The following is a 21,978-nucleotide window of genomic DNA, read 5'->3' on the forward strand; positions in this document are numbered from 1 at the left end:
ACAGTTCGGGTCTTTGCCGCAGCCAGCTTCCGAAAACGAATGGATACAGTCGAACACCTGACCTCCCCGGAACCCTTCAATCCGGGAGAGGTCTTTGTTGAACAGCCTGCAGGCCGCCCGGTTCGCGGTTACAACCTGCCGTGGTTCACCCTGCATCAGGAGAGCCGGTGTTTCGAGCGAATGAAGATGCGCGAGAAGGGTTGCCGTCATGCCGGTCTTTGTTTCCGGTAAAGGGTTCATCCGGTTCTCCGGGCCAGTGGCCGTCTTAAACTCCGGGATAGATCAGCTCGATCCAGCGGTCCCCGGTGAACATGCCCTTGCCCCAGGTTTCTTCGAGATCGGCAAGGGGTTTTTCGGCCACCGCCTCTGCGGCGCTTTTGCCCTCGGCTTTCAGTTTCCCCAGTCGCTCATAGGCGGTAGCGAGCATCACCCGGAAGGCGGTCAGCTGCTTTTTGTCGCCCAGGGGGCCGTGGCCGCCGATAATTTTTGTCTTCTCATCGCTAAGGGCGAGGACCTTGTCAACCGCAGTGATCATCCCCTTCAGCGAGCCGCCGTGGCCAACGTCGATAAAAGGGTAGAGGCCGTTAAAAAAGAAATCCCCGGCATGGATGACGTTCGCTTCCCTGAAATGGATAAAGCAGTCGCCGTCGGTATGGGCGTGAGGTACGTGTCTGGCGGTGATGGTGTTGCCTTCAAAATGAAAGCTGAGGTCCTTTGAAAAGGTCACCACGGGCAGGCCTTCAGGGGCAGTCGGCTCTCCTTTCATCTTGAAGGCCTCGATAAAGGAGCCCATTTTCAGCCGGTCGCGCACGTTGTGATGGGAGAAGATCAGGGTGCCCTCCCTGCCCAGTTTCTCGTTGCCGCCGGTGTGGTCGCCATGATAATGGGTGTTGATCAGAAATCTCGGGTGATCTCCGCCGACCGAACCGATGACCGAGAGAATCTGTTCGGTTAAAGGCGCGAACTGGTCGTCGATCATGAAGGTCCCGTCTTTCCCGACAAAGAGACCGATATTGCCACCCTTGCCGGTAATCATATAGATCTGGTCGGTGATTTTTACCGGGGTGATTTTCACTTCCTCTTCTGCATAACCGACGGTTGCGACGAACAGCAGCCCGGCGAAGAGAAAACAGAACAAGGATCCGATTTTACCAGTCATTTCAAACCTCCCTCAATTGTGAGTTCATTTTGTACAGCCGATACTGAACTCTGCCTGTTCCCTAACAAAAAAGCAATCCGTTTTTTTGGTGGCGAAAAAAGGGTTCTCATCGGTTCCTCTGCTGGTGCACGATCTCCGGAAGCAGCGGGTCGATATTGACGTAGTAGCCGGTCGGCCTCGCCGGATCGAGATAGACATCAACCGTTACGCCCTTGAAGCTCCTGCCCGGATCAAAGGTGAAATGGCTGGAGAGAAATTCCTCTTCAACCGGGGAACCCGGTCTCTTCCCTTTGCAGACGAAGACGTACCTTTCTTTTTGACCTTCCTGTTTTTCGGTCCTGACAATGATCGCCTTGACGGGCGGAGTTTCGGCGGTAAACACGAGTCGTTCCCGCATCATCGAGTCAAACCGGGTGTCCATCGCCCGGTCATGCCCGCCGATCAGGAAGAAACCGCCCACGCCCATTACAAGGAAGAGCAGGCCGGCTCCGACCAGGACCACCGGTCCGAGCCAGAACTGGGAAAAGGCGGTGAGCTGGGCGTTTGCCGGATCATCCGGGTTGTAGATCACCTCGACTGTGGCGCCGGTTTCAATAATCGGCTTGTGTTTGCCGCCGGTCGAAGCGGTGAAGCGGACCGCTGTGCCCGTTTCGGTATGGAACTCGACCACCGGGGTGTAGGTGGTCACCTCACGGGAAGTGCGGACGTCACGGCCGACGGTCTCGGTGGACACCGACTCCTCCTGGGCCACCACGGTCCCTTCTGTCCGATACCCGGTCTGGAAAAGGGGCAGTCGCTTGAATCCCCAGACGGCCCCGGTGATCAGGGCGCTAAGGCCGAGGCTGCCGAAAAGCATCAGCAAGATCCATTTCATGGTTTCAGCTCATGGTTTTAAAGGAGGCTTCCTTTCTCTTCGGGAAACTGCCGGGACAACATTTCCTGATCGGAAAGTGTTTTCCCGACCCAGACGAAAACTTTTCTCGCGCCGACCGACTCACCAAGTTCACGGAGCCAGCGAGCTTCAACGCCGGTGAGATTGCCTTCGAGCTTTTCCAGGGGCTGGATGATCATGACCGGCTTGATCAGGGAGAATGGGGAGACAAGTCTTTTGAACAGGAAAGACAACGCTGCTTCAGCCACCTCGAAATCGACCATGCAGGTTCGTGGGTGTTTGAAGCCATTGGCGACTGTATTTTTCGGGTCTTCCCCGGCCGCTTTCACCGCATGGCTGTCGCCGATGGCAATAATTTTCCCCTTTTCGTTGATCGCAAGGGCGGGGTCGATCGCAAGCTCCGTCCCGTCATTGAGGCAGCGCATGCGCAGACGGGCGGCCTCAATGGTCACGAAAAGTATTGTTGGGTGAAGAAGATTGTGAAACATCTGTATTTTTCAACCTCGCATATTCAGCGCATATTCAGCCTGTTTTGTGAGCCGTCAGCTTCAAAAGCCGACCGCCTGGAAGACACTCAGGAAACCCGTAATTACGATATAGGGAAAGATCTCTTTTATTCTTGAGACGTTTTCCCGGAAGGAAAGGCGTCGGCTGAACTCTTACTCCTTGATCATTTTAAGCCACCAGGCGGCGATTAGCCCCCAGATCGCGTTGTAGAAAATCACAAACGCCGGGGTCAGGGTGCCCAGATCAAGGCCCATGGTGCCTTTTTTGGCCTGCAGGGGAAAGACCACAAAGAGCTGGATCAGGGTCGGGCCGATACTTAAAACCAGCCCCTTCAGGAACAGGCGGTTTCTCAGGAATGGGGCGATGAATATCATGCCCCAGATTCCGCCCCAGACGATCCTCGGATAGAGCCAGGCTGGTGACAGGTGCGGGGCGATTTTCACCCCCAGGGCAGCGGTGACTCCGAGGGTGCCGAACAGCCAGACCGCCAGGCTGTTGACGAGCCCTCCCAGACAGCCGGCGGTAAAGAGATTGCTGATCTTTTTCGTTGCTCGCATTGGATCTCCTCCAGATCTTTTTTTCTTGTTAATCTTTTTCCGGACCGGTCAGTATACTTCTTTATACCAGGTTCTTGGAGAATCATCAGCGGAGGAGGTCACTGTGAAGCCAATCCGGCCTATCTCTAGCCCTTCGGCGGTTTCGACCAGTGCCCGCCAGATGCCGTCCTGATAATTCTGCTTGTAGGCATAACCCCGGAAACCCTCTTCCCGTCCTCCGACGATGGTCAGCGGAATCTTGTCGGTGGTCCGCCATTTGCCTTGGCGGTCTTTCAGCTGGAAGTGGAAATAGAGTTTGTCCTTAAAGCCGCCCGGGGCGAAGATCCGGCTGAAAAGGTAGATCTTGTCGCCTGCTCTCGCCTCAAAATCCTGGTCGCCCCGGGCCCAGATTTTCCAGGAGGGAGTCTGCCGGGAAAGGACAAAGCCGGTCGGGTTTTTTTCGATATTGTGGTAGATGCCGATCTGCTTCAGGCTCAAGGGCACCGGGGGGATGATCCGGGCACCATAGAGGAGGGTAAAGATGAGGATCACCGAGGTTGCCGGCACCAGCAGGTTGTTTTTGATTCGGGAAAAATCCACCTCGAATTTCAGCAGCAGCTGCCACAGGACGAGGATGACCAGCAGCGTGCAGACCTGGCTGGCCATGAAGATCCCGCTATTGGTTTTGCCGATCAGAACCGGCAGCAGATAGATGAAAAAACTGGAAAGGCTGATGGTGAAGAGCACCACTTTCAGGGTTACCCCTCGCTGTTTGAAGAATTCGATTTCGTTCACGATCAGGAGTATGGAGAGAACTGCCACCAGCAGGAAGGTGTTGATCAGCGAGCCGCTCTTGAAATAGAAGATCACAAAGGCGTTCAGCAGGGCGCCGAGCATGAAATGAATAATATCGTGCTGATAGGTGAAGATGAGGACTACGAACCGTTTGGCATTCTCTCCTGCTTTCACTTCAAGAATCTGGGCAATCAGGGCACCCATGGTCAGGAGAAGAAACAGCCCGTGGCTCAGGATGTTCATGATATTGTCGATCCGGCCGAGGGTCATCAGATCGAAAACGAAACCACCGGCGAAAAAGAGGGCCGGAAGATAGGGCATGATCTGCTCCCGGGTGAAGGGCAGATTCAGGGTCTCAAGCTTTCCGGTCAGATTTATGGCTGCACCTCCGCGGGTTTGTCTTTTTTGGCACTGATCAGTTTGACCACCGATTCGGCGTAAAAGCAGAAGATCATGCCGAGAACGGTGGCGCCGGTGGTGATCCAGAAAAGGAGCAGGTGCAGGGTCTGCTGGCGGTGAAAGAAGAGATCCAGCACAAAAAGAATCAGCCCGAGATGGATGAGCGATGAGCCGATTCTCACCCAGTAGCCTTTTTTCTCGAAATTCAGGTAACTGCTGCCGCCGATGGCCATGAAGAGAACCACGGTCTGTAAAATAAGGGCGGCCGCCAGGACCACCAGCAGGCCGGTTTTCACTCCGGCGAACCAGCTGGTAACAAGTGCGGTCACGATCAGGAGAATCGAGAACCGGTTGAGCCAGACCGTGGGCAGCAGCCTTTTCGGGACGCAGATGCCGAGGAGCAGGATCAGGGCGATGATCAAGGGGGCGACGATCCCGTTCATCCGGTTCATCCAGGCCGCTTTTACGACCGGCGCCATTTCATGGATCCGGGCCAGCTTGAAATAGAACATTCCCCAGACGCAGATCGCCGAGATCAGCCCGAGAACCACGGTGGTGGCGAGGATCAGGTGAAAATCGGAGGAGGATTTGGCTTTGGCGGCTTTAGAGGATGAGGTCATTTTGGGAGTCCATATTTTTGTTTAATCCGTCGTCTTTCAGTTCACTGGATTCCGGGTCAAGCCCGGAATGACGAAACGGAATTGAATATTCTGCGGTTCATATCGTTCACTGAAACGTATGTTCCCCCGGGAAAAAGAATGAGGTCAGGAAGGTGAAGATCATGGCCGCGAAACATAAAATACCAAGGAACGACGAGAAATACCACATGGCCGGCTTGTTGGCGTAGAGCCGGGTGTGGAGATAGGTGCTGTAAATGGCCCACATCATGATCGAGCTGCAGATCTTCGGGTCCCACCACCAGTTCGGGCCCCAGGCCTGCAGGGCCCACGGGTAGCCGAGGAGCATGCCGAGGGTCAGCATGAAATAGCCGAGTTTGGCGTATTCGTAGCCGAGCTTTTCGATCTCCGGCTGCCGTTTCACCAGCATGAAGAGCGAGGTGATAAAAGTGATGGTGATGCACCCGTAGGAAATGAAGAGCATCGGCGGATGGAGCCACATGTAATGGGCGTTGTAGTAAAAGATCATCCGGGGGTAGAGCTTCATGAACATCCCGAATCTGGCCATCGGCGAGGTCTCTGCCGCAAACCAGGGAGTGATCTCGCTGAAAAATTTCGGCAGGGGTTCGGCGAAGGGGTCGGCGACAAAATAGAGGAGCGTCGACTGGATGGCCAGCGCGATGAGGATTGCCCCCCGGAATCTATGGATGGCGAGGCTTCGCCAGGCAAAAAGTGCCATTGCCGAGTAGCAGAGGAACCAGAAAAAGTATTTCTCGTTCTCGATCCAGAGGGGGATCGCATACCGCGGCGGATCGCCCTGTTCGTACAGGGGCAGGCCGTAGGCGGCGCCACGGTTTGCGGCGGCCAGCTGGCGGTTCAGCCAGTCAGCCATTTCCGGCGGCAGCTCAAGGGGCAGCGCAGAGTGAATCTTCAGATGGAGCCAGCAGATCAGAAGAAACCCGGACAGGAAGAGGAGATTTGCCACCACCAAGCCGCGCCAGCACTCTTTTTCCCGGAACGGTTCGGCCCGGAAAAGGTTGATCCCTCCGAAAAATCCGAGCAGGACGGAAACGGCCAGAATACCTGCCATCACGGCACGGCCTGCCGCCTGAAAAAAGCCGGGGTCGAGGGATTCAAGCATCGCGGGTGCGTTCCGGTCTAGGGTTTGGGACTGATATTTGCCGCCAGATCGTTGATCAGGGCGGTCAGCGCTTTCTCGAAGGCCTTGTCCAGCAGGGTCTCGTCAGGGTCGATCGATCCCGACTGGGCGCCCATCGCAACTTTAATGGTCTGCTCTTCGCCGGCCGTGGCCTGGCCTACGGCCACGAGTTCCCCAAGGGCGATATCGACCAGTCGGCCGCTCATGCCCACCTCGAACCCTCTGGTGTTCATGTGGGCGATGCCGACGGTGTCCTTGCTGACGATCTGGCGGATCGAGGTGATGGAGCCGATAAAGACCATCTCGGCCCCGACCTGCTTGCCCACCTGGGCAGCCATCTCGCTTGCGACCACTCCGGCCTGGCCGAGCTTTATCTCGCCCAGCACGGCGCTGATCCTGCTCCGTTCGACAACCCGGAATCTTTTGGTATTGAACAGTTCAACCATCGCCTTGTCGATCAGCCTGCTGCCAAAGGCCCCGTATTTTTCCTGCTCTTCCACGCCCCCTTTGAACTCGAAAGGCATCACCGCGATAATGTAGCGGTTTTCAGCGGCGAAGGGCGCAAGCTGCTTCAGGGTCGGGGCGGTGCTGGTCGAGGTGTTGCAGGCGGCAAGCAGCAGGCAGAGTAGGGTGGTCAGAAAAGTTCGGCTCATGTTACTTTTTCCTCCGGAAGTTATGGGGCGGATAATTTCCAGACCATTCTTATAATTATCTGCGCTGCAGGCAAGTACTTTTAATTCTGATTGCCACCGTATCCCGCTCATTACACCCTTCGGCTGGCGAGGAGTGATCCTTCGACAAGCTCAGGATGAGCGGGTTTTGACAGGCTCAGGATGATTTTTGACAGCCGAGGGGGCGGCAAGCCGGGGGGGAAGATCACTCGACTTTCTGATTTGTCTTTTAGAAGCTAGAAGACAGAAGCCAGGAGTCAGAATGACGGATTTTTTCACCCTTCGGGTATAAGTCTCGATGTCTCGCAAGCTCGCTTATCGGTACGAGCAGGACAGCTGCTCAACTTACGCTTTTCACCCTTCGGGTATAAGTTTCGTACGAACAGGCCAGCTGTTCAACTCAGCTTTATCGGGAGTTTAAGCTGACTCAGAAAGATGAGAAGATCACTTCAGGTCGAGGTTATCTATAAATTCGGGATAAAGTTTTCTGGCACAGGCGGGGCAGATCGAGTGGCTGAATTCCGCTTCCGAGTGGTCCCGGATATAGGATTCGATCTGGTTCCAGTAGCCCTTGTCGTCCCGGATTTTTTTGCAGCTGGCGCAGATCGGCAGAAAGCCGCTCAGCAGTTTGACCTGCTGGAGGGCCTTTTTGAGTTCCCCGATTACTTTTTCCCGTTCTTCTTCCGCCTGTTTCCGGGCGGTAATATTGTAATTGCTGGCCCGGCGCCCCAGGTTCCGGCCGTCGGCGCTGATGACCGGCTGACAGACATGGCGCAGCCACCGGACTTCCCCGGTTGCGGTGATGATCCGGAAGTCGAACTCAACCGCTTCGTCCTCGTGCTCCCGGTCGAAGTGTTCCTGAAATTTTTCCAGGTCGTCTGCATGGACAATGCTCTTTACAAATTGCGGTTCATCGGTAAAACGGCCGGCCGGATAGCCGGTGATTCTCTCCACCGAGGGAGAGATGTAGCGAAGCGTCCCGTCCGGGTTGTTCCAGTATTCCCAGGCATAGGTGAAATCGGCGACGGTGCGGAATTTTTCTTCGCTTTTTTCAAGGAGGCTCACGGCCAGGTCTTTTTTTTCGGTGCTTTTCGCGAGCAGGCGATGGCCGGCAAAGAGCAGGATCAGGCCAAAGATGCCGATCAGAGTGTGCCAGAAGAAAATGGCATATTTTTCCTGGCGGTAATGTGCCAGCAGTTCCTCCAGCGGCACCGAGACCGAGATCCCGCCCCGGATATCCCCGACTTCATAACCCTGATGCCCGTGGCATTTCAGGCACCCTTCCTGGGTGATCATGGCCTTCATGTAACGCAGGAAAGGCTTGCCGTTAATGTAAGTATGTTCGGCGAATTCATCCTCCCCTTCCGTAAAGAGCTGCAGCGCCTTTATTTCCCACGGATCTGGGAAGTTTTCGGGCCGCAGGGGTTTCAGGCTGGTGATATGGGTGATCGATTCTGTATGCTCCGCAAAATCCTCGTTCATCTGCCGCATCATATAGGCCGGGTTCATGAGGGTAAGTTTTCTGCCGGAAGGGGTGGTGAGGTCACGTTCCGGAATGTTGTGCAGATAAGGATTGGGAGGGATGCGGGCGGATGTCGGGACATAGACCCCGCCATGCCCGGATGCCCAGAGGCGGAAGGCGAGATCTTTATTGAAAAGAGATTGTGCCCGGGCATGGGCTATCCGGTCAACTTCTCCGTATTCGTGGGAGATGGTAAAGTAAGCCGAGGCGGTGATGAGGAAGAGCCAGACAAGGGCCAGCAGAGTGGTGAGATTTCTCGTCGGTGAGGAAAAGCTATCGGGATTGCTTGCCATAAGCGATTCTTTCCCATCGTCTGGAAACGGTTGTACATGAACGGCAAGATTTTCATTCCGGCTCTAAGTCTCATCTTGTTCGCTGTCATCACCCGGAATCTCACGCCGTTTGCGAGCCCTTCGGAGAGCTGCGGGAAAAGACCATGTGAAAGCATATCACACGGAAGATGGGGTGGTATGTTTTTTTTTACCTTACTGCGGCAAAACGCCGCAGGTTGGCGGTTGGGGAAAGGTTTTTTCCGGAAATCAGCCGGGAATCCGGTCGCCAATACCGTTTTTCATGGTCTGCAGGCGATAATACACACCGTTTTTCACCATCAGAAAATCATGCGTCCCTTCTTCGATGATCCGGCCTTTCTCCATGACGAGGATCCGGTCGGCGCGGCGGATCGTGGAAAGGCGGTGGGCGATGACCACGCTGGTCCGGTGGGCCATGGTCGCGGCCAGCCCTTTTTCGATCAGGATCTCGGTTTCGGTATCGACGCTCGAGGTCGCTTCGTCGAGCACCAGGATCTTCGGGTCCCTTGCCAGGACCCGGGCCAGGGCGAGCAACTGCTTCTGGCCGCCGGAGAGGTCCATCCCCGCTTCGCCGATCCGGGTATCGAGTCCTTCCGGCAGCCGGGCGATAAACTGTTCCAGCTGGGAGTCGCGGACGATCCGGGCAAGATCCGACGGGGCGAGATCGCGGTCGAGCACGATATTCTCCCGGATGGTGGCGGGGAAGATGTACACATCCTGCATCACCAGGCCGATGTGCTGCCGGATATGGTTGGTGGCGATGTCCCGCAGGTCGTGGCCGTCGATTCGAATCCGCCCTTGGTCCGGGTCGTAGAACCGTTCCAGGAGATTGATGATGGTGGTCTTTCCGGAACCGGTCGAGCCGACAATGGCCAGGGTTTCGCCCGGGGAGATGGTGAGATTCATCCCGGAAATGACCGGGTTTTCCGGATCATATCCGAAGGTGACGTTGTTGAATTCGATCGCGCCGCGGGTGATCGGGCGTTCCTGTTTTGCGGCAAAAACCATTCTGTTTTCCGTGTCCAGGAGCTGGAAAATCCGTTCGGCCGAGGCGAGCGCCGACTGGACGATGGAATATTTCTGCGAGAGCTCCCGCAGCGGCTGGAAAAAGAGCCGCATGTAGGAAATAAAGGCAACCAGCACCCCGATGCTGATTCGATCCTGCAGGAACTGGCCGCCGCCGTACCAGAGAATCATGGCCACCGCAGAGGAACTCAAGACCTCCAGCAGAGGCATGAAGATGCCGAAGATCTTGATCTGGTAGAGGGTTTTTTTGAAATAGGTCTCGTTCAGTTCGGCAAATTTATCGAGGGAGCTCTTTTCCCGGGCGAAGATCTGGACCACGCTGATCCCGTGCAGGGCTTCCTGGAGAAAGGAGTTGAGCCGGGCCAGATTGGTCCTGATGTCGCGGAAGGCGATCCGGGCGAGCCTGCTGAAGACCAGGGTGTTGAGCAGGATGATCGGGATCAGCACCAGCATCAGGGCGGCGAGCCGCCAGTTCATCAGCATCAGAATGGTCAGGATCCCGACGAGTTTGATCAGGTCGTTGAAAAGGGTCACGATAACCGAGGTGAACATCTCATGCATGTTCTGGATATCGTTGGTCAGTCGGGTGACCAGTTTGCCGATGGGGTTGCGGTTGAAGAAGGCGGTTTCCAGCGACAGCATGTGGGTGAAGAGTTTCTGCCGCAGGGTGTGCATGATCTGCTGGCCGGTTTTTTCGAGTACCACCACCTGCAGGAAGTTGGCGGCAAAACCGGCGACCACCAGAATCATAAAGAGGGTCGCGAGGCCTGAAACCCCGGCAATTCGCGCTGCCGGGTCAAGGTTCTGGTTGATAATAAAACCGTCGATCGCCTGCCGGACCAGATGAGGCAGAGCGAGCCCGCAGCCGGTAATGGCAAGCGAGAGAAGGATCGCCGCCACAACTTCCAGCCAGTGCGGCAGGGTAAAGAGCAGAAGCCTGCGCCACAGATGAATATCATCCGACCGCTGCAGCCGCTCCTCTTCAAAATATCCGAAACCCTGATGCATTATTTTCTTCTGGTTTATTAAAGGTTAATCAATTCGGATGAACGTAATCCAGGGGCCAAATTTCATCCCGAAGTAATTGGAGTAGCGAAATATTTCGAAACTGTCACTCTTCATTCTTCATTCTTACTTCTTCACTTTTTGCCATCTGGTGGTCGCAGATTGTCCGGTAGTAGGCGTTCTTTTCATACAGTTCTCGATGGGCGCCGATCGCTGCAACGGCGCCGCCGGCCATGACGATGATGGTGTCCGCCTGTTCCACCGGGGCGACCCGGTGCGAGACCATGATGCAGGTTTTGCCCGCCATCCAGTGCTGAAAATGACTGATGATGGTGTGTTCGGTGGTGGTGTCCACCGCGGAAAGGCCGTCGTCGAGAATGATCACCGGCCGGTCGATAAGCAGGGTACGGGCAAGACCGATCCGCTGGCGCTGACCGCCGGAGAGGAGAAGCCCCTTTTCACCGACCCGGGACTGATATCCATTCGGGAGAGTCATGATCTCGTCATGAATCCCGGCCAGGGTTGCCGCCTGCTCAATTTCCTCCCGGGACGCATCGGGGCGGCCGAAGGAGATATTGGCACTGATCGTGTCGGAGAAAAGAATGGTCTCCTGCGGCAGGTAGGAGATTTTTTTGCGGACCCCGGCGAGATCGAGATGATTGACATCCCGGTCCTGCCAGAAGATTGTACCGTCGGCAACCGGGTAGATCCTCGCCAGCAGCTGGCAGAGTGTGGACTTGCCGGCCCCGGTTTTGCCGACAATAGCGGTGAGTCCTGGGCCGATGTCGAGGTCGATGTTTTTCAGGGTCGGGGAATGCTGCCCCTCATAGGTGAAGGTAAGATTCCTGACCCTGATCTCACAGCCCTCCGGGTCCGGCAGGGTAATACCTTCTTTCTGAAAAACACTTTCCACCTCAAGCACCCGGCGGATGCGGTTTAATGAGGTGATCCCCCGCTGGAAGAGATTGGTCACCCAGCCGATGGCCATCATCGGCCAGGTCATCAGGAAAAGGTACGACATGAAGGCGACGAAATCACCGATCGAGATGGTGCCGCTGATGGTCAGCCGGCCGCCGAAGAAGACCACCAGCAGGAGGCTGGTGTTGGCGATAAAGGTCGAGAAGGGAAAGAGCACCCCTTGAACCATGGCCAGCCGGATGTTGTTTCTGACGTAAGACCTGCCCAGAGCATCGAAGCGGACGGTCTGGGCGCTTTCCTGGGTGTAGGCCTTGATCAGCCGGACCGAGGAGAGGGTGGACCGGGCAAACTCGGTGAGGGTGGAAAACAGTTCCTGGACCCGGTTGAAACGGTTGTGCATGAGCGAAGTCAGCAGGCCGGTCAGGACAGCCAGGACCGGGATCGGGGCCAGGGCCACCAGGGTAAGGGTCGGATGGATATAGGCCATGAAACAAAGCGCCGCACCGGTCATCAGGATGGCATCGATAAAGGAGACCAGGCCGATCCCGCAGGCCATCTGCACGGCGGAAAGGTCGTTTCCGGAAAGGGCCATGATCTCGCCGGCCGGGTGTTTGTTGAAAAAGGGGCGGTCGAGGGAGAGCACTTTTTCCAGAATCCGGTCACGGAGGTCCCGTTCCAGTTTTCTGGAAAACCCGAGAATCAGGATTCGCCAGGCGAATCTGCAGAGGGCGATGCCCACCGCAAAGAAGACGATGAGAAGTCCCTGCTGGAAAAGGGAGTCGGGGGTCGCGGCCGCCTGATGCATGTCGTCAATCGACCTTTTCACGACCCTCGGAATCAGCAACTGGAAAAGATCAACGCCCAAAAGGGCAATGATGCCGGCGAACAGCTGGTATCTGAACCTGATAAAGGCGGGAAAAACCAGGCGGAGAGCGTTCAGGGCCTGGCGGAACTGCTCTTTGCTGGGAATGACTCCGACAGACAATGTTTACTCCCCGCCGCCGGTGCCGGGAGGGCTGACAACGGTTCTGTTTCTGCCCCCTCGCTTGGCCTGGTAGAGAGCCTGGTCGGCCTGATCGAGAAGAACGCTTTTCTCGCTGCCGTTCTCGGGAAAGAGGGCGATGCCGAGGGAAATGGTGACCTTGACCGGGCGCCCGTCATGCTGCAGAGACATGGTGGAAATCCTCTCCCGAACGCGTTCGGCCAGCTGGTGCCCGCCGTCGATATCACAGTTTTCCAGGACCATGGCGAATTCTTCCCCGCCGTAACGTGCGGCGAGATCGACCTCGCGGACCGCATCTTCCAGAATGGCCGAAACCTTCTTCAAAACCTGGTCTCCGAAGGGGTGGCCACAGGTATCATTGATGTTTTTAAAATGATCGATGTCGCTCATGATCACGCACAGGGGCGTCCTGCTTCTCTTGGCGCGGGCGAGCATCATATCGAAGCCGTGCTGGAAGGCACGGTGGTTGGCGAGCCCGGTGAGGCCATCGGTGGTGGCGAGCTGGGCGAGCTGTTCATGGGCCTGGGCCAGTTCGATTTTGATCGCCACCTGCTCGGCGATCAGCTCAAGAATGTCCTGGCGCTGCCTGGTAAAAATGCCGGCTTTACAGGAGGCGACGACCAGCGCGCCCATCGGGGCATCGGATTTATCCCGGAGGGGGATGATCAGGAGGGATTTCAGATCGGGAAATCTTCTTTCGGCGGTGAAAACCGGGGAGGCGCTGCGATACCTGCCTCCCACCGGGATGACCTTGCCGGTCCTGATCGCCTGGCCGACCAGTCCCTCGCTTAACGGGTATTCACGGTCGGTAAGGTCACCGCTTTTCAAACCTTCGATCATGGCGATTCGATATTTCTCGCCGGCGGAGAGAATCACGGCGACCAGGTCCACCTGGACCTGGGTTTTGACGGCGTTCAATGAAGCCGAGAAAACCGATTCCAGGTTGAGCCCGCTGTTTAATTCCCGAAGGCCCAGATAAAGCCGGCGGGTTGAAGTGCGCTCCCGGTCCATATTGAGCAGCAGGCGGCTCGAGTCCACTTCCAGGGCAAGCAGACGGGCGGCAAGGCGCAGCACTTCTTTTTCCTGATCAGACCAGGGTTCGGCCAGCTGCCGATCGACACAGAGAATGCCGTGTCTTTTTCCGGGCTCGGTTTCTTCACCAACAGCAGTGCCGGCAGTAATTCTGAGCGCCATGGCCGCACCAGAGCCTTCCGCGTTTTTGTAATAAGGGAGGGCCGGGTGCGAAGGTTTCATCCGCACGAGCTCCACTTCATTGCGTTCTCCGGACAGCGCTCCGGTAATGCCGGTCCCGGCCGGGTAAGGGCCCTGGTCGATATCCGTTCTGGAAGTTGCCAGGTATCTGAGGCGCAGGTCCTGACCATCCGGGCTGGGCCAGAGAACGGCGACGGTGTTCAGATTCAGGCTCTGGCGCAGCATTTCCAGCTGGAGGTCAAAAGAGATATTGATATTGTCGACCGCCAGGCGGCTGAACGCTTCCAGGTCGGCCTGTTCATCGTTTTCGGAAAGAACTTCCGGCAGAGAGGGGCCGTTATTGTCCAGGCCGAGTTCTCTCGCCTGCTGCCGGGCGCTTGTCTCTTTGATTTTTTCTTCGCTGATTTTTGCAAGTTGCCTGCGGTAAAGAACACTCCCGGGGAACTTGAGGAGAGCGATCGTTACGGCAAGGCAGGTGGCCAGATTGGCTAAGGCCGAAAAAAGCAGCTGTCCGCCCCCGGAGGCGAAGCCGAATTCCATGCCGAAAGCGAGAGTCCAGCAGAATATCCGGACCGGAAAGGAACTGCGGACCGTGATCCAGGCCATCGTCGCCGCAGGAATAAAGAGAAGATGGGGCACCGAAACGGCGCCGAACCGGAAGACCATCCAGGCGGCGGCGGTCAGGAGCAGCGGCCCTTCAAAAGCACCGGCAGGGCCAAGAAGATTGCCGCGCAGATATTTCCAGAGCCAGCCGCATGAGGCAACAGCCAGCAGGCCGAGAACGAGCCACCCGGCAAAGGCTGGTTTTCCTGCTTCGGTGAGAATTCCTGCGCCGAGAAGTACAGCGCCGGCCAGCGCAACAGAAGATCCGAACCATTCGGCTGCGAACAGGATCAGGGTCGGGCTGGAGCTTTTTTTTCTGCGATCCGCCAAAATCATCCTCCGGAAGCGGTTTGAGTCGTGACAAGGACAGACATGTCGAGCAGTCTGTCTCACAACTGAAGATAAAAATTACCCTTTTTGCCCGGATAATGATACTTAAAATCGGACCAATCAAGACTGGTAAATTTTCATTGGCTGCCTGACAAACCTGATCGGATTGCAAGAAAATAAAAGATTTTGCAAAACTGCTGTGGTATCATATTTTGAAAATTGAATTCGGCCAATCCGCCGAAGGCAAAATGACCAGATGAGCCTGCCCGGTCTGGAAGATCTCTTCCTTACAGTTATCACCGCTGATTCCCCGGGTAATTATTTATATAACCCAAACTGAAATGACAGAACAATGATGCACATCGGCTGGACTACCACCAATACCGCTGAAAGCGCCGAAAGGCTTGCCCGGGGAAGCGTTGATCATCGCCTTGCCGCCTGCGCCCAGGTCGAAGGGCCTATCCGTTCCTTCTACTCGTGGGAGGGAAACATTGAGACGGCTGAAGAACATCGGGTGACCTTCAAGTTTGTTGCCGAACGGGCGCGACAGCTCGAGGAATGGCTCAAGACGAACCATCCATATGAAATTCCCGAGTGGATTACCGTCAAAGCCCATGAGGTATCGACGGAGTACTGGCAATGGGCGCGGGAAAGCCAGGGCATGGCGCCCTCTGATTCTGTTACTCCTGACAGTGCAATAGAGCTTTCCAAGAAAGGTAATAAGCTCCTCCGGAGTAAAAATTACCGGGAGGCCGAAAAGGTGCTGATGGAGGCTTTTGATCTCGATCCGCACAATGCCTATATCCTGGTCGGGCTCGGTGACCTCTACCGGGAGCAGAAAAAATACGGTAATGCGATCAGCCATTACGAGAGTATTCTGGCGCTCGATGAATACAATGTTTTCGCTCTGCGGGGGATTGGCGACAGCTACCGGGGAATGAATCAGCACGAGAAGGCCATCAGCTACTGGAAAAGGTATCTGGAATGCAATACCGATGATATTCAGGTGATGACCCGGGTCGGGGATTCGTACAAAAAAATGAAAATGGTCCGGGAGTCGGAAGATTATTACAGCCAGGCGCTGGCGATCAGCGAGAATGACCGGTATGCCCTGCTCGGAATCGGCAGTCTCTTCTACAAAGCTGAAAAAGATGAAAAGGCCCTGCTGTATCTGGAAAGGCTTCTTGATCTCGATGACAGCTATGTCGCGGTATTGACCATGGTCGGTAATATCTACCGGCGGAAGCAGGATTTTGACAAGGCGATCGAATTCTACCAGAAAGCGGTCAAATATGAGCCGGAAAACACCTTTGCCCTCTACGGTTTGGGTGATTGCAACAGGTGGATGCGCAATTACGACGAGGTGATCTACTGGTGGACCAGGATTCTCGACCAGGAGCCGCGGAACCAGGTCATTCATTCCAGGGTGGGCGACGCCTATCTGAACCTTGAAAAATTCGATCAGGCCCTTGAGCATTATCACAAAAGCCTGGAGATCCGCTTTGACGCTTATGCCTATCTGGGAATGGCCAGAATTCATCGCCTGCGTGGCGATCTGTCGGGAGCCCAGGATTACTGCCTGAAGGTCCTGGAGGAAAATCCCGGACATATCAGAGGAAGGGAGGAACTGGCCGAGATCTACCGGGAGCTGGGTGAAAATCAAAAAGCCCACGAACTGCTGGCCAGTCTGGAAAAATAGGGTGCCCCTTTTTCGCGGGGACGGCTCCTCAGGTTAACGTCTAAAAGAGGTGCGGGAAGGCCGCGGGTCTAACCCCACCTCTTCATATCTGTTCTATTGGTTGTTAAGAACCAGTCTTCAAGTCTCAATCCTTCAATCCTGCTGAATTCATTTGTGTTAAGGGTGACCAGTGTAGCGTTTGCGCTGAGTGCTGTTCCAGCAACAAGTGTGTCATATGGGCCGATTGGGGTGCCTGAACAGATTTGCAGACCGGATCTCAAGTTTTTACATTAAAAACCGTCAACGCTATTTCTTAGCGTAATAGATATCCAGCGCTTTTTTGAATCTCTGGCGGATGCTCTTGTCGTGCTCGCGGGGCACCGGGCCGATTTTTGCCCAGTCCTGCTGGATCTTTTTCACTTCGTCGTCGACGGCCTTCTTGTCGTTGCGGCGTCCGGCCATCACAAAGTTCTCTTCCATCGCGAGTTTGAGCTGTTCCGCAAGAGACAGGGCTTTGGCCTTGCCCTTTGTGACTGATTCCGAGGCGGTGCCGATGAGATTTTCCAGGCGTAGGCACAGGGTTTCACGGCTTTTCAGGTTTGCCAGCCGTTCCTGCTCAAGGTCGTTGAAGTGCTGCCGGCGGCCGGCGAAAAATGAGTCGCAGACCGATTTGAAGCGCTGGTTCAGATCGGTCTCCACCTCGCGGGAGGCGTGCCCGGCCTCAAACCATTTTTTCTGCAGCTCCTTCATGAGCTCGGTTGTCTCCTTGTCGATGCCACGACCGCCGAGTTCTTCCGCCTGGAGAAGATACTCCTCCTTCACCGCCTGGATCTGCATCCGCTTTTCTTCAATCTCTTTGAAATGCTCGCGCTGGGCCTTGAAGAATTCATCGCACGGGGCGTGGAAGCGTTGCCAGATACTGTCTTTCACGTCGTTCGGAACCGGACCGATCTGTTTCCATTGCTCCTGCAGGGCGGTCAGTTGTGAAGAGATTTCCTTGCGGACCGAATCTTCGGTCAGGCCCGCAATGATCTCTTCGGCCTGCCGGCAGAGTTCTTCCTTTGCGCGCAGGTTGTCCTGCCGCTGTTCGTCGATCCAGCTGAAATAGCGGTCACAGGCGGTGCGGAATCTTTTCCAGATCGCGTCTTCCTTTTTGCGGGGCACATGGCCGATCTTTTTCCAGCGTTCCTGCAGCTCGCGAAATTTTTCGGCGGCGTCGAGCCCCGGTTCGTCGGCGAGTTTTTCCGCTTCCACGCAGAGTTCTTCTTTTTTCCCGAGATTCTCGCGCCTTTTTTCCTCCTGCTCCTGGAAGTTCTGGTGCCGGTTGTCGAAAAAGTGATTGCAGGCCTTGCGGAAACGGTGGTAGAGCTTGTCTTCCTCCTGGCGCTTGCCGTGGAGCAACTCCTTCCATTCCGCCTGCAGCGTTTTCAACTCTTCGGCGGTTTTATTCCATTCGGTGGACTCCATCAGTTCTTCCGCCCGAACACAGATCTCTTCGCGTCTTTTTTCCGCCTCCTGGCGCAGGACCTTCAATTCTTCAAGGTAGGGCTGACAGCGGGTGAAATTGCGGTCGCAGGCGGCATGGAATCTTTCCCACAACTGCTGGGCAACATTGCGGGGCAGCGGGCCGACCCCTTTCCATTTAATCTGGAGCGCTTTGACTGTTTCGAAAACATGGGCCAGGTTTTCATCATGGTCGAGTCCTTCAGCCTCTTCGAGGAGCTTTTCCTTTACACTGAGGTTGGCCCAGCCTTCCCAGTCGCGGTCGTGGTAGTAGGACTTCTGTTTTTCCGTGAATTTTTCCAGGATTTCGGCAAATCTTTTTTCAAGTTCCCGGCCATCGGAGGTATCCAGATGCGGGAGGTTGTGCCACTCCTGCCTGATGGTTTTCAGTTTCTTTTCGATGCGGGTCTGTTTTTCAGATTCAAGAAGAGCCTCCAACTTTTCACAGAGTGTTTTCCGTTTCTCCAGATTGTTCTGCAGGGCGGCGGATTCCTTCTGTCCAAGAAGGTCCTGCAGGTCGGCGATGCGTTTCTCGATAGCTCCGGAATGCATGACCCTGAATTTTGTCTGGCTGAGGCGTTTTTCAGTCCCGACAAGGATAGCGCGGGCTTTGGCGCATTGTTCACTCTGCAGGAGAGATTCCGCTTCAAGGAGAGATTTTTCAAGCTCGGCAAAGAGGGCTTTTTCTTCGCTGATCTTTTCCTGGTTCTGTACGAAGGAGCGGCAGCATTTTTCATACCTGGTTTTCAACGCCTCGGTGGCGACAAATCTGAAGGCGTCCTCTTTCGTCGAGGCTTCCCACTCCGCGGTTGCCCGCTGGTATTTTTCTCCGGCGGCATCATCCAGTGAGGAGGTGAGGGCCTCAATCGTGCTGCAGATATTCTCGAGCCGGGTCTGCTGATCCTGAATGAGAGTCGCCTTTTCCTGCTCTTCCTGACGCCGGTGGCAGATCTCCCGGTACCGGGTTTCGAAGGCGGTGCACGCTTCCTTAAAATCAGGGCAGGAGTGGTGCTCGCCGTTGGCATCGAGAGCCTGCCATTCGTTTCTGAAGGTCACAAGACGAACGGCGGCCGCATCCCAGTCCTGGGCGTGGACGAGGTTCCTGGCACCGGCAAGCAGCTCGGTGAGCTTTTCCTCTCTCTGGATCAGGGGGTCTGGTTTGAAATGTTCCGCCTCGATGGCGGCCCGCTTTTCCTCGGCGCTCCTTCTCGCGGCTTTGCCGGAGGCGGTGGTCGCAAGGTCTGCAAGGAGCGCCTCGTCGCTGATTTTTTCGAGGGCTGCCAGGGCCGGTTCCCGGCCGCATTTCTGTCTGAGGATATCGGCCAGGAGGTGCTGGTCGGAAATTTTTTCGATGGCCGCCAGGCGTATTGCAGGAGGTTCGGCGCCAACGGCGATACCGGCGATGGTCTCAGGAGAAGTGATCCGATTGAGCAGATCCCGGCAGCTTTCAAGATCGGGGCTCGCCATGACCAGCGAGCAGAGGACTTCGTCAAGGCGACCGGTCACGGCACTCTTGGTCTCATCTTCAAGAGCGGAGGCGGCAAGTGTTTCGAGTGCGGCAAGATCGGTGAGGCGGCTGACCGCGCCAAGGCGGACTGCGCGATCCTGGTCTTCCCGGGCCACCGAGATCAGGACCTCGGTCATTCCCGGGTCCAGTTCAAGGATTGAAGCGAGTCTTACTCCGGCGTCTTTGTGCTGCCAGCCCGGTTTTTTGAAATTAAGTAGTCCCATAGGTATTCAGGTCAATTATCCGCTGGTTTTGGCTCTTGTTCCCGGCAGAATCTTTTCGCCGGGGCATCAAAGTGATTCAGTAATATAGCCAGAGGAACAGTAAAGGCAACAGAATCCCTGTTCCGGTCAGCCAGGCGCCCCGGCCGGTGATGCCTTTTTTCCCTTTCAGCACAAAGAGGCCGGTGACTGCCAGAAGCCCGAGAGAGAGGGCATACAGGTCGGCAAACCAGCTCCACAATTTTTTCGGGTGGTTGAGGTGGAGAAAATTCATCTGGCGCAAGATCGGCCTCGCCTTCACCTTTTCCTGCAGCACTTCACCGCTGGCAAGATTTACGGTGAGGGTATTTCCTTCGACAAAGATCTGCAGGGTCTCCGGATCGGGGCGGAAACTGTTCTTGTACAGGCCGGTTTCTCCGGTCTCGGCCAGAATTCCGGTGACGGTATTCATCGAGAGCGGGGTTCCGGCAGGAATCGGTTTGATGGAACTTTTCAGATGCTCGATCCTGTAGCTCGGGTTCCAGATATTGATATGGTTGACGGCAATCCCCGAGATCACGTAGACAATGGTCAGGCCGAAGCAGAGATAGCCCAGATCCCGGTGGATGATGTTGTTCCATCTTCGCCAGTTCATCTCAATGCTCAATCACTGCGCCGAGAGCCCTGATCCGGTAGATGGTTTCGGCGCCGGTAACGGTGGCCGGATCGAATTTCTGCCCCTTTTCTTCGGCCTTGTGACGGTAGTAGTCGATCGCTTCATTTTTGCTGAGGGAAAGTTTTTCCACCACCCCTTCCACGTAGGCATTCTGCCCCCGGGCCGACATCGGGAAAACAATCACCCCGTCAACCACCTTGATCTGGATCTTTTCAAAGGGGGTGTCGCTGGCAATATTCATCCAGCAGCCCCGGGAAGAACAGACCTCGACCACGGTTCCCGAGACGAGGACTTTTTTGCCGACAAAGGCTTCAGGGTTTTTCTCGATCTCGGAGATTTTGGTGACCTGTTTCAGGGTGACGGGTTTACCGAGCTCCAGGCCGGAATAAGAGCAGACGGTTGTTGCGGTGCAGAGGACAAATGCCAGAAGCGGCAGTAAAATCTTTTTCATTTTTCTCTCCCGGAAAAGTGAAGGTTGTATTGTGAACAAGTGGGAAAATATACCTTTCAGAGGGTATTCAAGTCAATTGATAAGCCGGGATACGGGGAGAAAAAATTGAACAGCCAATAGCCGGCAGAAAACTCCCGATTTCCAATTAAAATGAGGCCCCATTTCCGCAGAGGCAAAAAGAGGAATGGAGGGGTGTGAAGTTCTGGTTGGAGTGGAGCAAAAAAATTGCCGGCCCGGAACTGGAGAGGAGGTCCGGGCCGGCTGGAGTGAAGAAAAGTGAGGAGTGGAGATGTCAGGCGGTGCGACAGGCCCGCCCGAAGCCTCCCGGGATGGTTCCGGAGGCCCAGAAAACGGCCCCCTGCTTGTAGTCTGCAAACCAGTATCCCCCGGGGCGACGCTGGTCGGCGGTAAAAATAAAGGGTTGTTCCCGTGAAAAACAGCGGTGCAGATGCAGCCCTTTGCGGTTCACGGCGGCGGTCAGAAGTGACATCGCTTCGTCAATGGTCGGCATCCGCCAGTCGGAGAATCCGGCGAAATTCCGGGCGTTCAGCTCTTCGATATACCCCTTGACCTTCTTGAAGTTGGTAATATCGCAGCCGCCTCTCTGCCACATGAGCCCGGAAGCCAGATCGGTTACGGTCAACTCGTCCTGATTGTCGATCAGGCAGCCGGCAAAGGCGCCACTTGTGTTTTGCTGGATATCGAAAAAATCACCCTGTCGGACGAGATCGGCCACCTCATCTTCGGTAAAGACACCCGGAGAAGAGCGCAGTTTCTTCCTGGCAACCGGTGAAATGTCGTCGGAAATGGTAGGAAGGCCGCTGATCATCTCTTCGAGATTGATGCTTTTCGTCAGTGGGACCACCAACCCTTCGGTGGTATGGTCGACCACGTTTGCTTTCAGCCACTCCCGCATGGCACGGTTGATGGCATGGCTTTTGTCCAGGGTGAACGATTTGCCGTCATCGGCAACACACTGACTGACCAGCTCCTGGGGGGCTTCGATCCTGGCCATGACCCGGGCATGTTTGACTCCCCGTTCCATCAGATACAGGGAGGGGGGAGACTCCCAGCCGTCGACAAAGAAGTAGTAGAATTTCTCATCGTTGTTCCGGACCCTCTCGCCATCCTTGCCGCCCCAGCTTTCAAACATGGTGAAGGTGTAGATCGGGGTGATGTCCCAGTCGATGCTGAAGGGCTGGCCTTTCGGGATATCGAGGGTTTGCGCCAAATTCATAGTCGTCCTCCGGTTTTCTCGCCCTGTGGGGCCAGGTGAAAGATGGTACAATCTCTTTTGC

At 55.6% G+C, this 21,978-nt stretch carries 18 protein-coding genes; 1 reads left to right on the forward strand and 17 read right to left on the reverse strand.

Annotation, left to right across the window (positions count from 1 at the left end):
• From KKG35_10960 to KKG35_11020, 13 genes are all read right to left on the reverse strand, one after another.
• A partial coding sequence (locus KKG35_10960) for a hypothetical protein (GenBank protein MBU1738645.1) occupies nt 1-240 on the reverse strand: 240 nt, incomplete at its 3' end.
• Nucleotides 241-265: 25 nt separating this feature from the next.
• Nucleotides 266-1,159, reverse strand: coding sequence for an MBL fold metallo-hydrolase (locus tag KKG35_10965; GenBank protein ID MBU1738646.1), 894 nt, complete (start codon nt 1,157-1,159; stop codon nt 266-268).
• A 106-nt stretch (nt 1,160-1,265) separates the two neighbouring features.
• Nucleotides 1,266-2,033, reverse strand: coding sequence for a DUF3592 domain-containing protein (locus KKG35_10970; GenBank protein MBU1738647.1), 768 nt, complete (start codon nt 2,031-2,033; stop codon nt 1,266-1,268).
• Nucleotides 2,034-2,050: 17 nt separating this feature from the next.
• Complete coding sequence (locus KKG35_10975; GenBank protein ID MBU1738648.1) at nt 2,051-2,539, reverse strand: hypothetical protein; 489 nt, start codon at nt 2,537-2,539, stop codon at nt 2,051-2,053.
• Nucleotides 2,540-2,710: 171 nt separating this feature from the next.
• Nucleotides 2,711-3,115 (reverse strand): hypothetical protein, encoded by a 405-nt coding sequence (locus tag KKG35_10980; GenBank protein MBU1738649.1) that lies wholly within the window; start codon nt 3,113-3,115, stop codon nt 2,711-2,713.
• A 48-nt stretch (nt 3,116-3,163) separates the two neighbouring features.
• Entirely contained in the window at nt 3,164-4,210 is a 1,047-nt protein-coding gene (locus KKG35_10985; protein ID MBU1738650.1) for a DUF2914 domain-containing protein, read from the reverse strand.
• 53 nt (nt 4,211-4,263) lie between these two features.
• Complete coding sequence (locus KKG35_10990) at nt 4,264-4,908, reverse strand: hypothetical protein (GenBank protein MBU1738651.1); 645 nt, start codon at nt 4,906-4,908, stop codon at nt 4,264-4,266.
• 106 nt (nt 4,909-5,014) lie between these two features.
• Nucleotides 5,015-6,046, reverse strand: coding sequence for a cytochrome c biogenesis protein (locus tag KKG35_10995; protein MBU1738652.1), 1,032 nt, complete (start codon nt 6,044-6,046; stop codon nt 5,015-5,017).
• Nucleotides 6,047-6,063: 17 nt separating this feature from the next.
• On the reverse strand, nt 6,064-6,717 hold the full coding sequence (locus tag KKG35_11000; protein MBU1738653.1) for a CsgG/HfaB family protein: 654 nt from the start codon (nt 6,715-6,717) through the stop codon (nt 6,064-6,066).
• A gap of 462 nt (nt 6,718-7,179) precedes the next feature.
• Entirely contained in the window at nt 7,180-8,550 is a 1,371-nt protein-coding gene (locus tag KKG35_11005; protein ID MBU1738654.1) for a DUF3365 domain-containing protein, read from the reverse strand.
• Nucleotides 8,551-8,796: 246 nt separating this feature from the next.
• A complete protein-coding gene (locus tag KKG35_11010) occupies nt 8,797-10,602 on the reverse strand; it encodes an ABC transporter ATP-binding protein/permease (GenBank protein MBU1738655.1) in 1,806 nt (601 codons plus the stop codon).
• A gap of 103 nt (nt 10,603-10,705) precedes the next feature.
• Nucleotides 10,706-12,502 (reverse strand): ABC transporter ATP-binding protein/permease, encoded by a 1,797-nt coding sequence (locus KKG35_11015; protein ID MBU1738656.1) that lies wholly within the window; start codon nt 12,500-12,502, stop codon nt 10,706-10,708.
• A 3-nt stretch (nt 12,503-12,505) separates the two neighbouring features.
• Nucleotides 12,506-14,665 carry a sensor domain-containing diguanylate cyclase gene (locus tag KKG35_11020; protein ID MBU1738657.1) on the reverse strand — a complete coding sequence of 720 codons (2,160 nt, stop codon included), beginning with the start codon at nt 14,663-14,665 and terminating at the stop codon, nt 12,506-12,508.
• A 352-nt stretch (nt 14,666-15,017) separates the two neighbouring features.
• Between KKG35_11020 and cutA the strand changes: the two genes are divergently transcribed.
• Nucleotides 15,018-16,364 carry a divalent cation tolerance protein CutA gene (gene cutA / locus KKG35_11025; protein ID MBU1738658.1) on the forward strand — a complete coding sequence of 449 codons (1,347 nt, stop codon included), beginning with the start codon at nt 15,018-15,020 and terminating at the stop codon, nt 16,362-16,364.
• 285 nt (nt 16,365-16,649) lie between these two features.
• Here cutA and KKG35_11030 read toward each other — a convergent pair whose 3' ends face one another.
• The 4 genes from KKG35_11030 to KKG35_11045 form a co-directional block, all read right to left on the reverse strand.
• Nucleotides 16,650-19,577: a DUF349 domain-containing protein gene (locus tag KKG35_11030; GenBank protein MBU1738659.1), complete on the reverse strand. Its 2,928-nt coding sequence runs from the start codon at nt 19,575-19,577 to the stop codon at nt 16,650-16,652.
• A 76-nt stretch (nt 19,578-19,653) separates the two neighbouring features.
• On the reverse strand, nt 19,654-20,208 hold the full coding sequence (locus KKG35_11035; GenBank protein MBU1738660.1) for a PepSY-associated TM helix domain-containing protein: 555 nt from the start codon (nt 20,206-20,208) through the stop codon (nt 19,654-19,656).
• A 1-nt stretch (nt 20,209) separates the two neighbouring features.
• Complete coding sequence (locus KKG35_11040; GenBank protein MBU1738661.1) at nt 20,210-20,680, reverse strand: DUF4920 domain-containing protein; 471 nt, start codon at nt 20,678-20,680, stop codon at nt 20,210-20,212.
• A gap of 292 nt (nt 20,681-20,972) precedes the next feature.
• Entirely contained in the window at nt 20,973-21,917 is a 945-nt protein-coding gene (locus tag KKG35_11045) for a DUF1566 domain-containing protein (GenBank protein MBU1738662.1), read from the reverse strand.
• Nucleotides 21,918-21,978 lie beyond the last annotated feature (61 nt).

Source organism: Pseudomonadota bacterium (genome assembly GCA_018823285.1).
GTDB lineage: Bacteria > Desulfobacterota > Desulfobulbia > Desulfobulbales > JAGXFP01 > JAHJIQ01.

Coding starts and splice junctions, on each gene's coding strand:
- KKG35_10965 (MBU1738646.1), bottom strand. CDS start 1,159: ATGACTGGTAAAATCGGATCCTTGTTCTGTTTTCTCTTCGCCGGGCTG.
- KKG35_10970 (MBU1738647.1), bottom strand. CDS start 2,033: ATGAAATGGATCTTGCTGATGCTTTTCGGCAGCCTCGGCCTTAGCGCC.
- KKG35_10975 (MBU1738648.1), bottom strand. CDS start 2,539: ATGTTTCACAATCTTCTTCACCCAACAATACTTTTCGTGACCATTGAG.
- KKG35_10980 (MBU1738649.1), bottom strand. CDS start 3,115: ATGCGAGCAACGAAAAAGATCAGCAATCTCTTTACCGCCGGCTGTCTG.
- KKG35_10985 (MBU1738650.1), bottom strand. CDS start 4,210: ATGCCCTATCTTCCGGCCCTCTTTTTCGCCGGTGGTTTCGTTTTCGAT.
- KKG35_10990 (MBU1738651.1), bottom strand. CDS start 4,908: ATGACCTCATCCTCTAAAGCCGCCAAAGCCAAATCCTCCTCCGATTTT.
- KKG35_10995 (MBU1738652.1), bottom strand. CDS start 6,046: ATGCTTGAATCCCTCGACCCCGGCTTTTTTCAGGCGGCAGGCCGTGCC.
- KKG35_11000 (MBU1738653.1), bottom strand. CDS start 6,717: ATGAGCCGAACTTTTCTGACCACCCTACTCTGCCTGCTGCTTGCCGCC.
- KKG35_11005 (MBU1738654.1), bottom strand. CDS start 8,550: ATGGCAAGCAATCCCGATAGCTTTTCCTCACCGACGAGAAATCTCACC.
- KKG35_11010 (MBU1738655.1), bottom strand. CDS start 10,602: ATGCATCAGGGTTTCGGATATTTTGAAGAGGAGCGGCTGCAGCGGTCG.
- cutA (MBU1738658.1), top strand. CDS start 15,018: ATGATGCACATCGGCTGGACTACCACCAATACCGCTGAAAGCGCCGAA.
- KKG35_11030 (MBU1738659.1), bottom strand. CDS start 19,577: ATGGGACTACTTAATTTCAAAAAACCGGGCTGGCAGCACAAAGACGCC.
- KKG35_11035 (MBU1738660.1), bottom strand. CDS start 20,208: ATGAACTGGCGAAGATGGAACAACATCATCCACCGGGATCTGGGCTAT.
- KKG35_11040 (MBU1738661.1), bottom strand. CDS start 20,680: ATGAAAAAGATTTTACTGCCGCTTCTGGCATTTGTCCTCTGCACCGCA.
- KKG35_11045 (MBU1738662.1), bottom strand. CDS start 21,917: ATGAATTTGGCGCAAACCCTCGATATCCCGAAAGGCCAGCCCTTCAGC.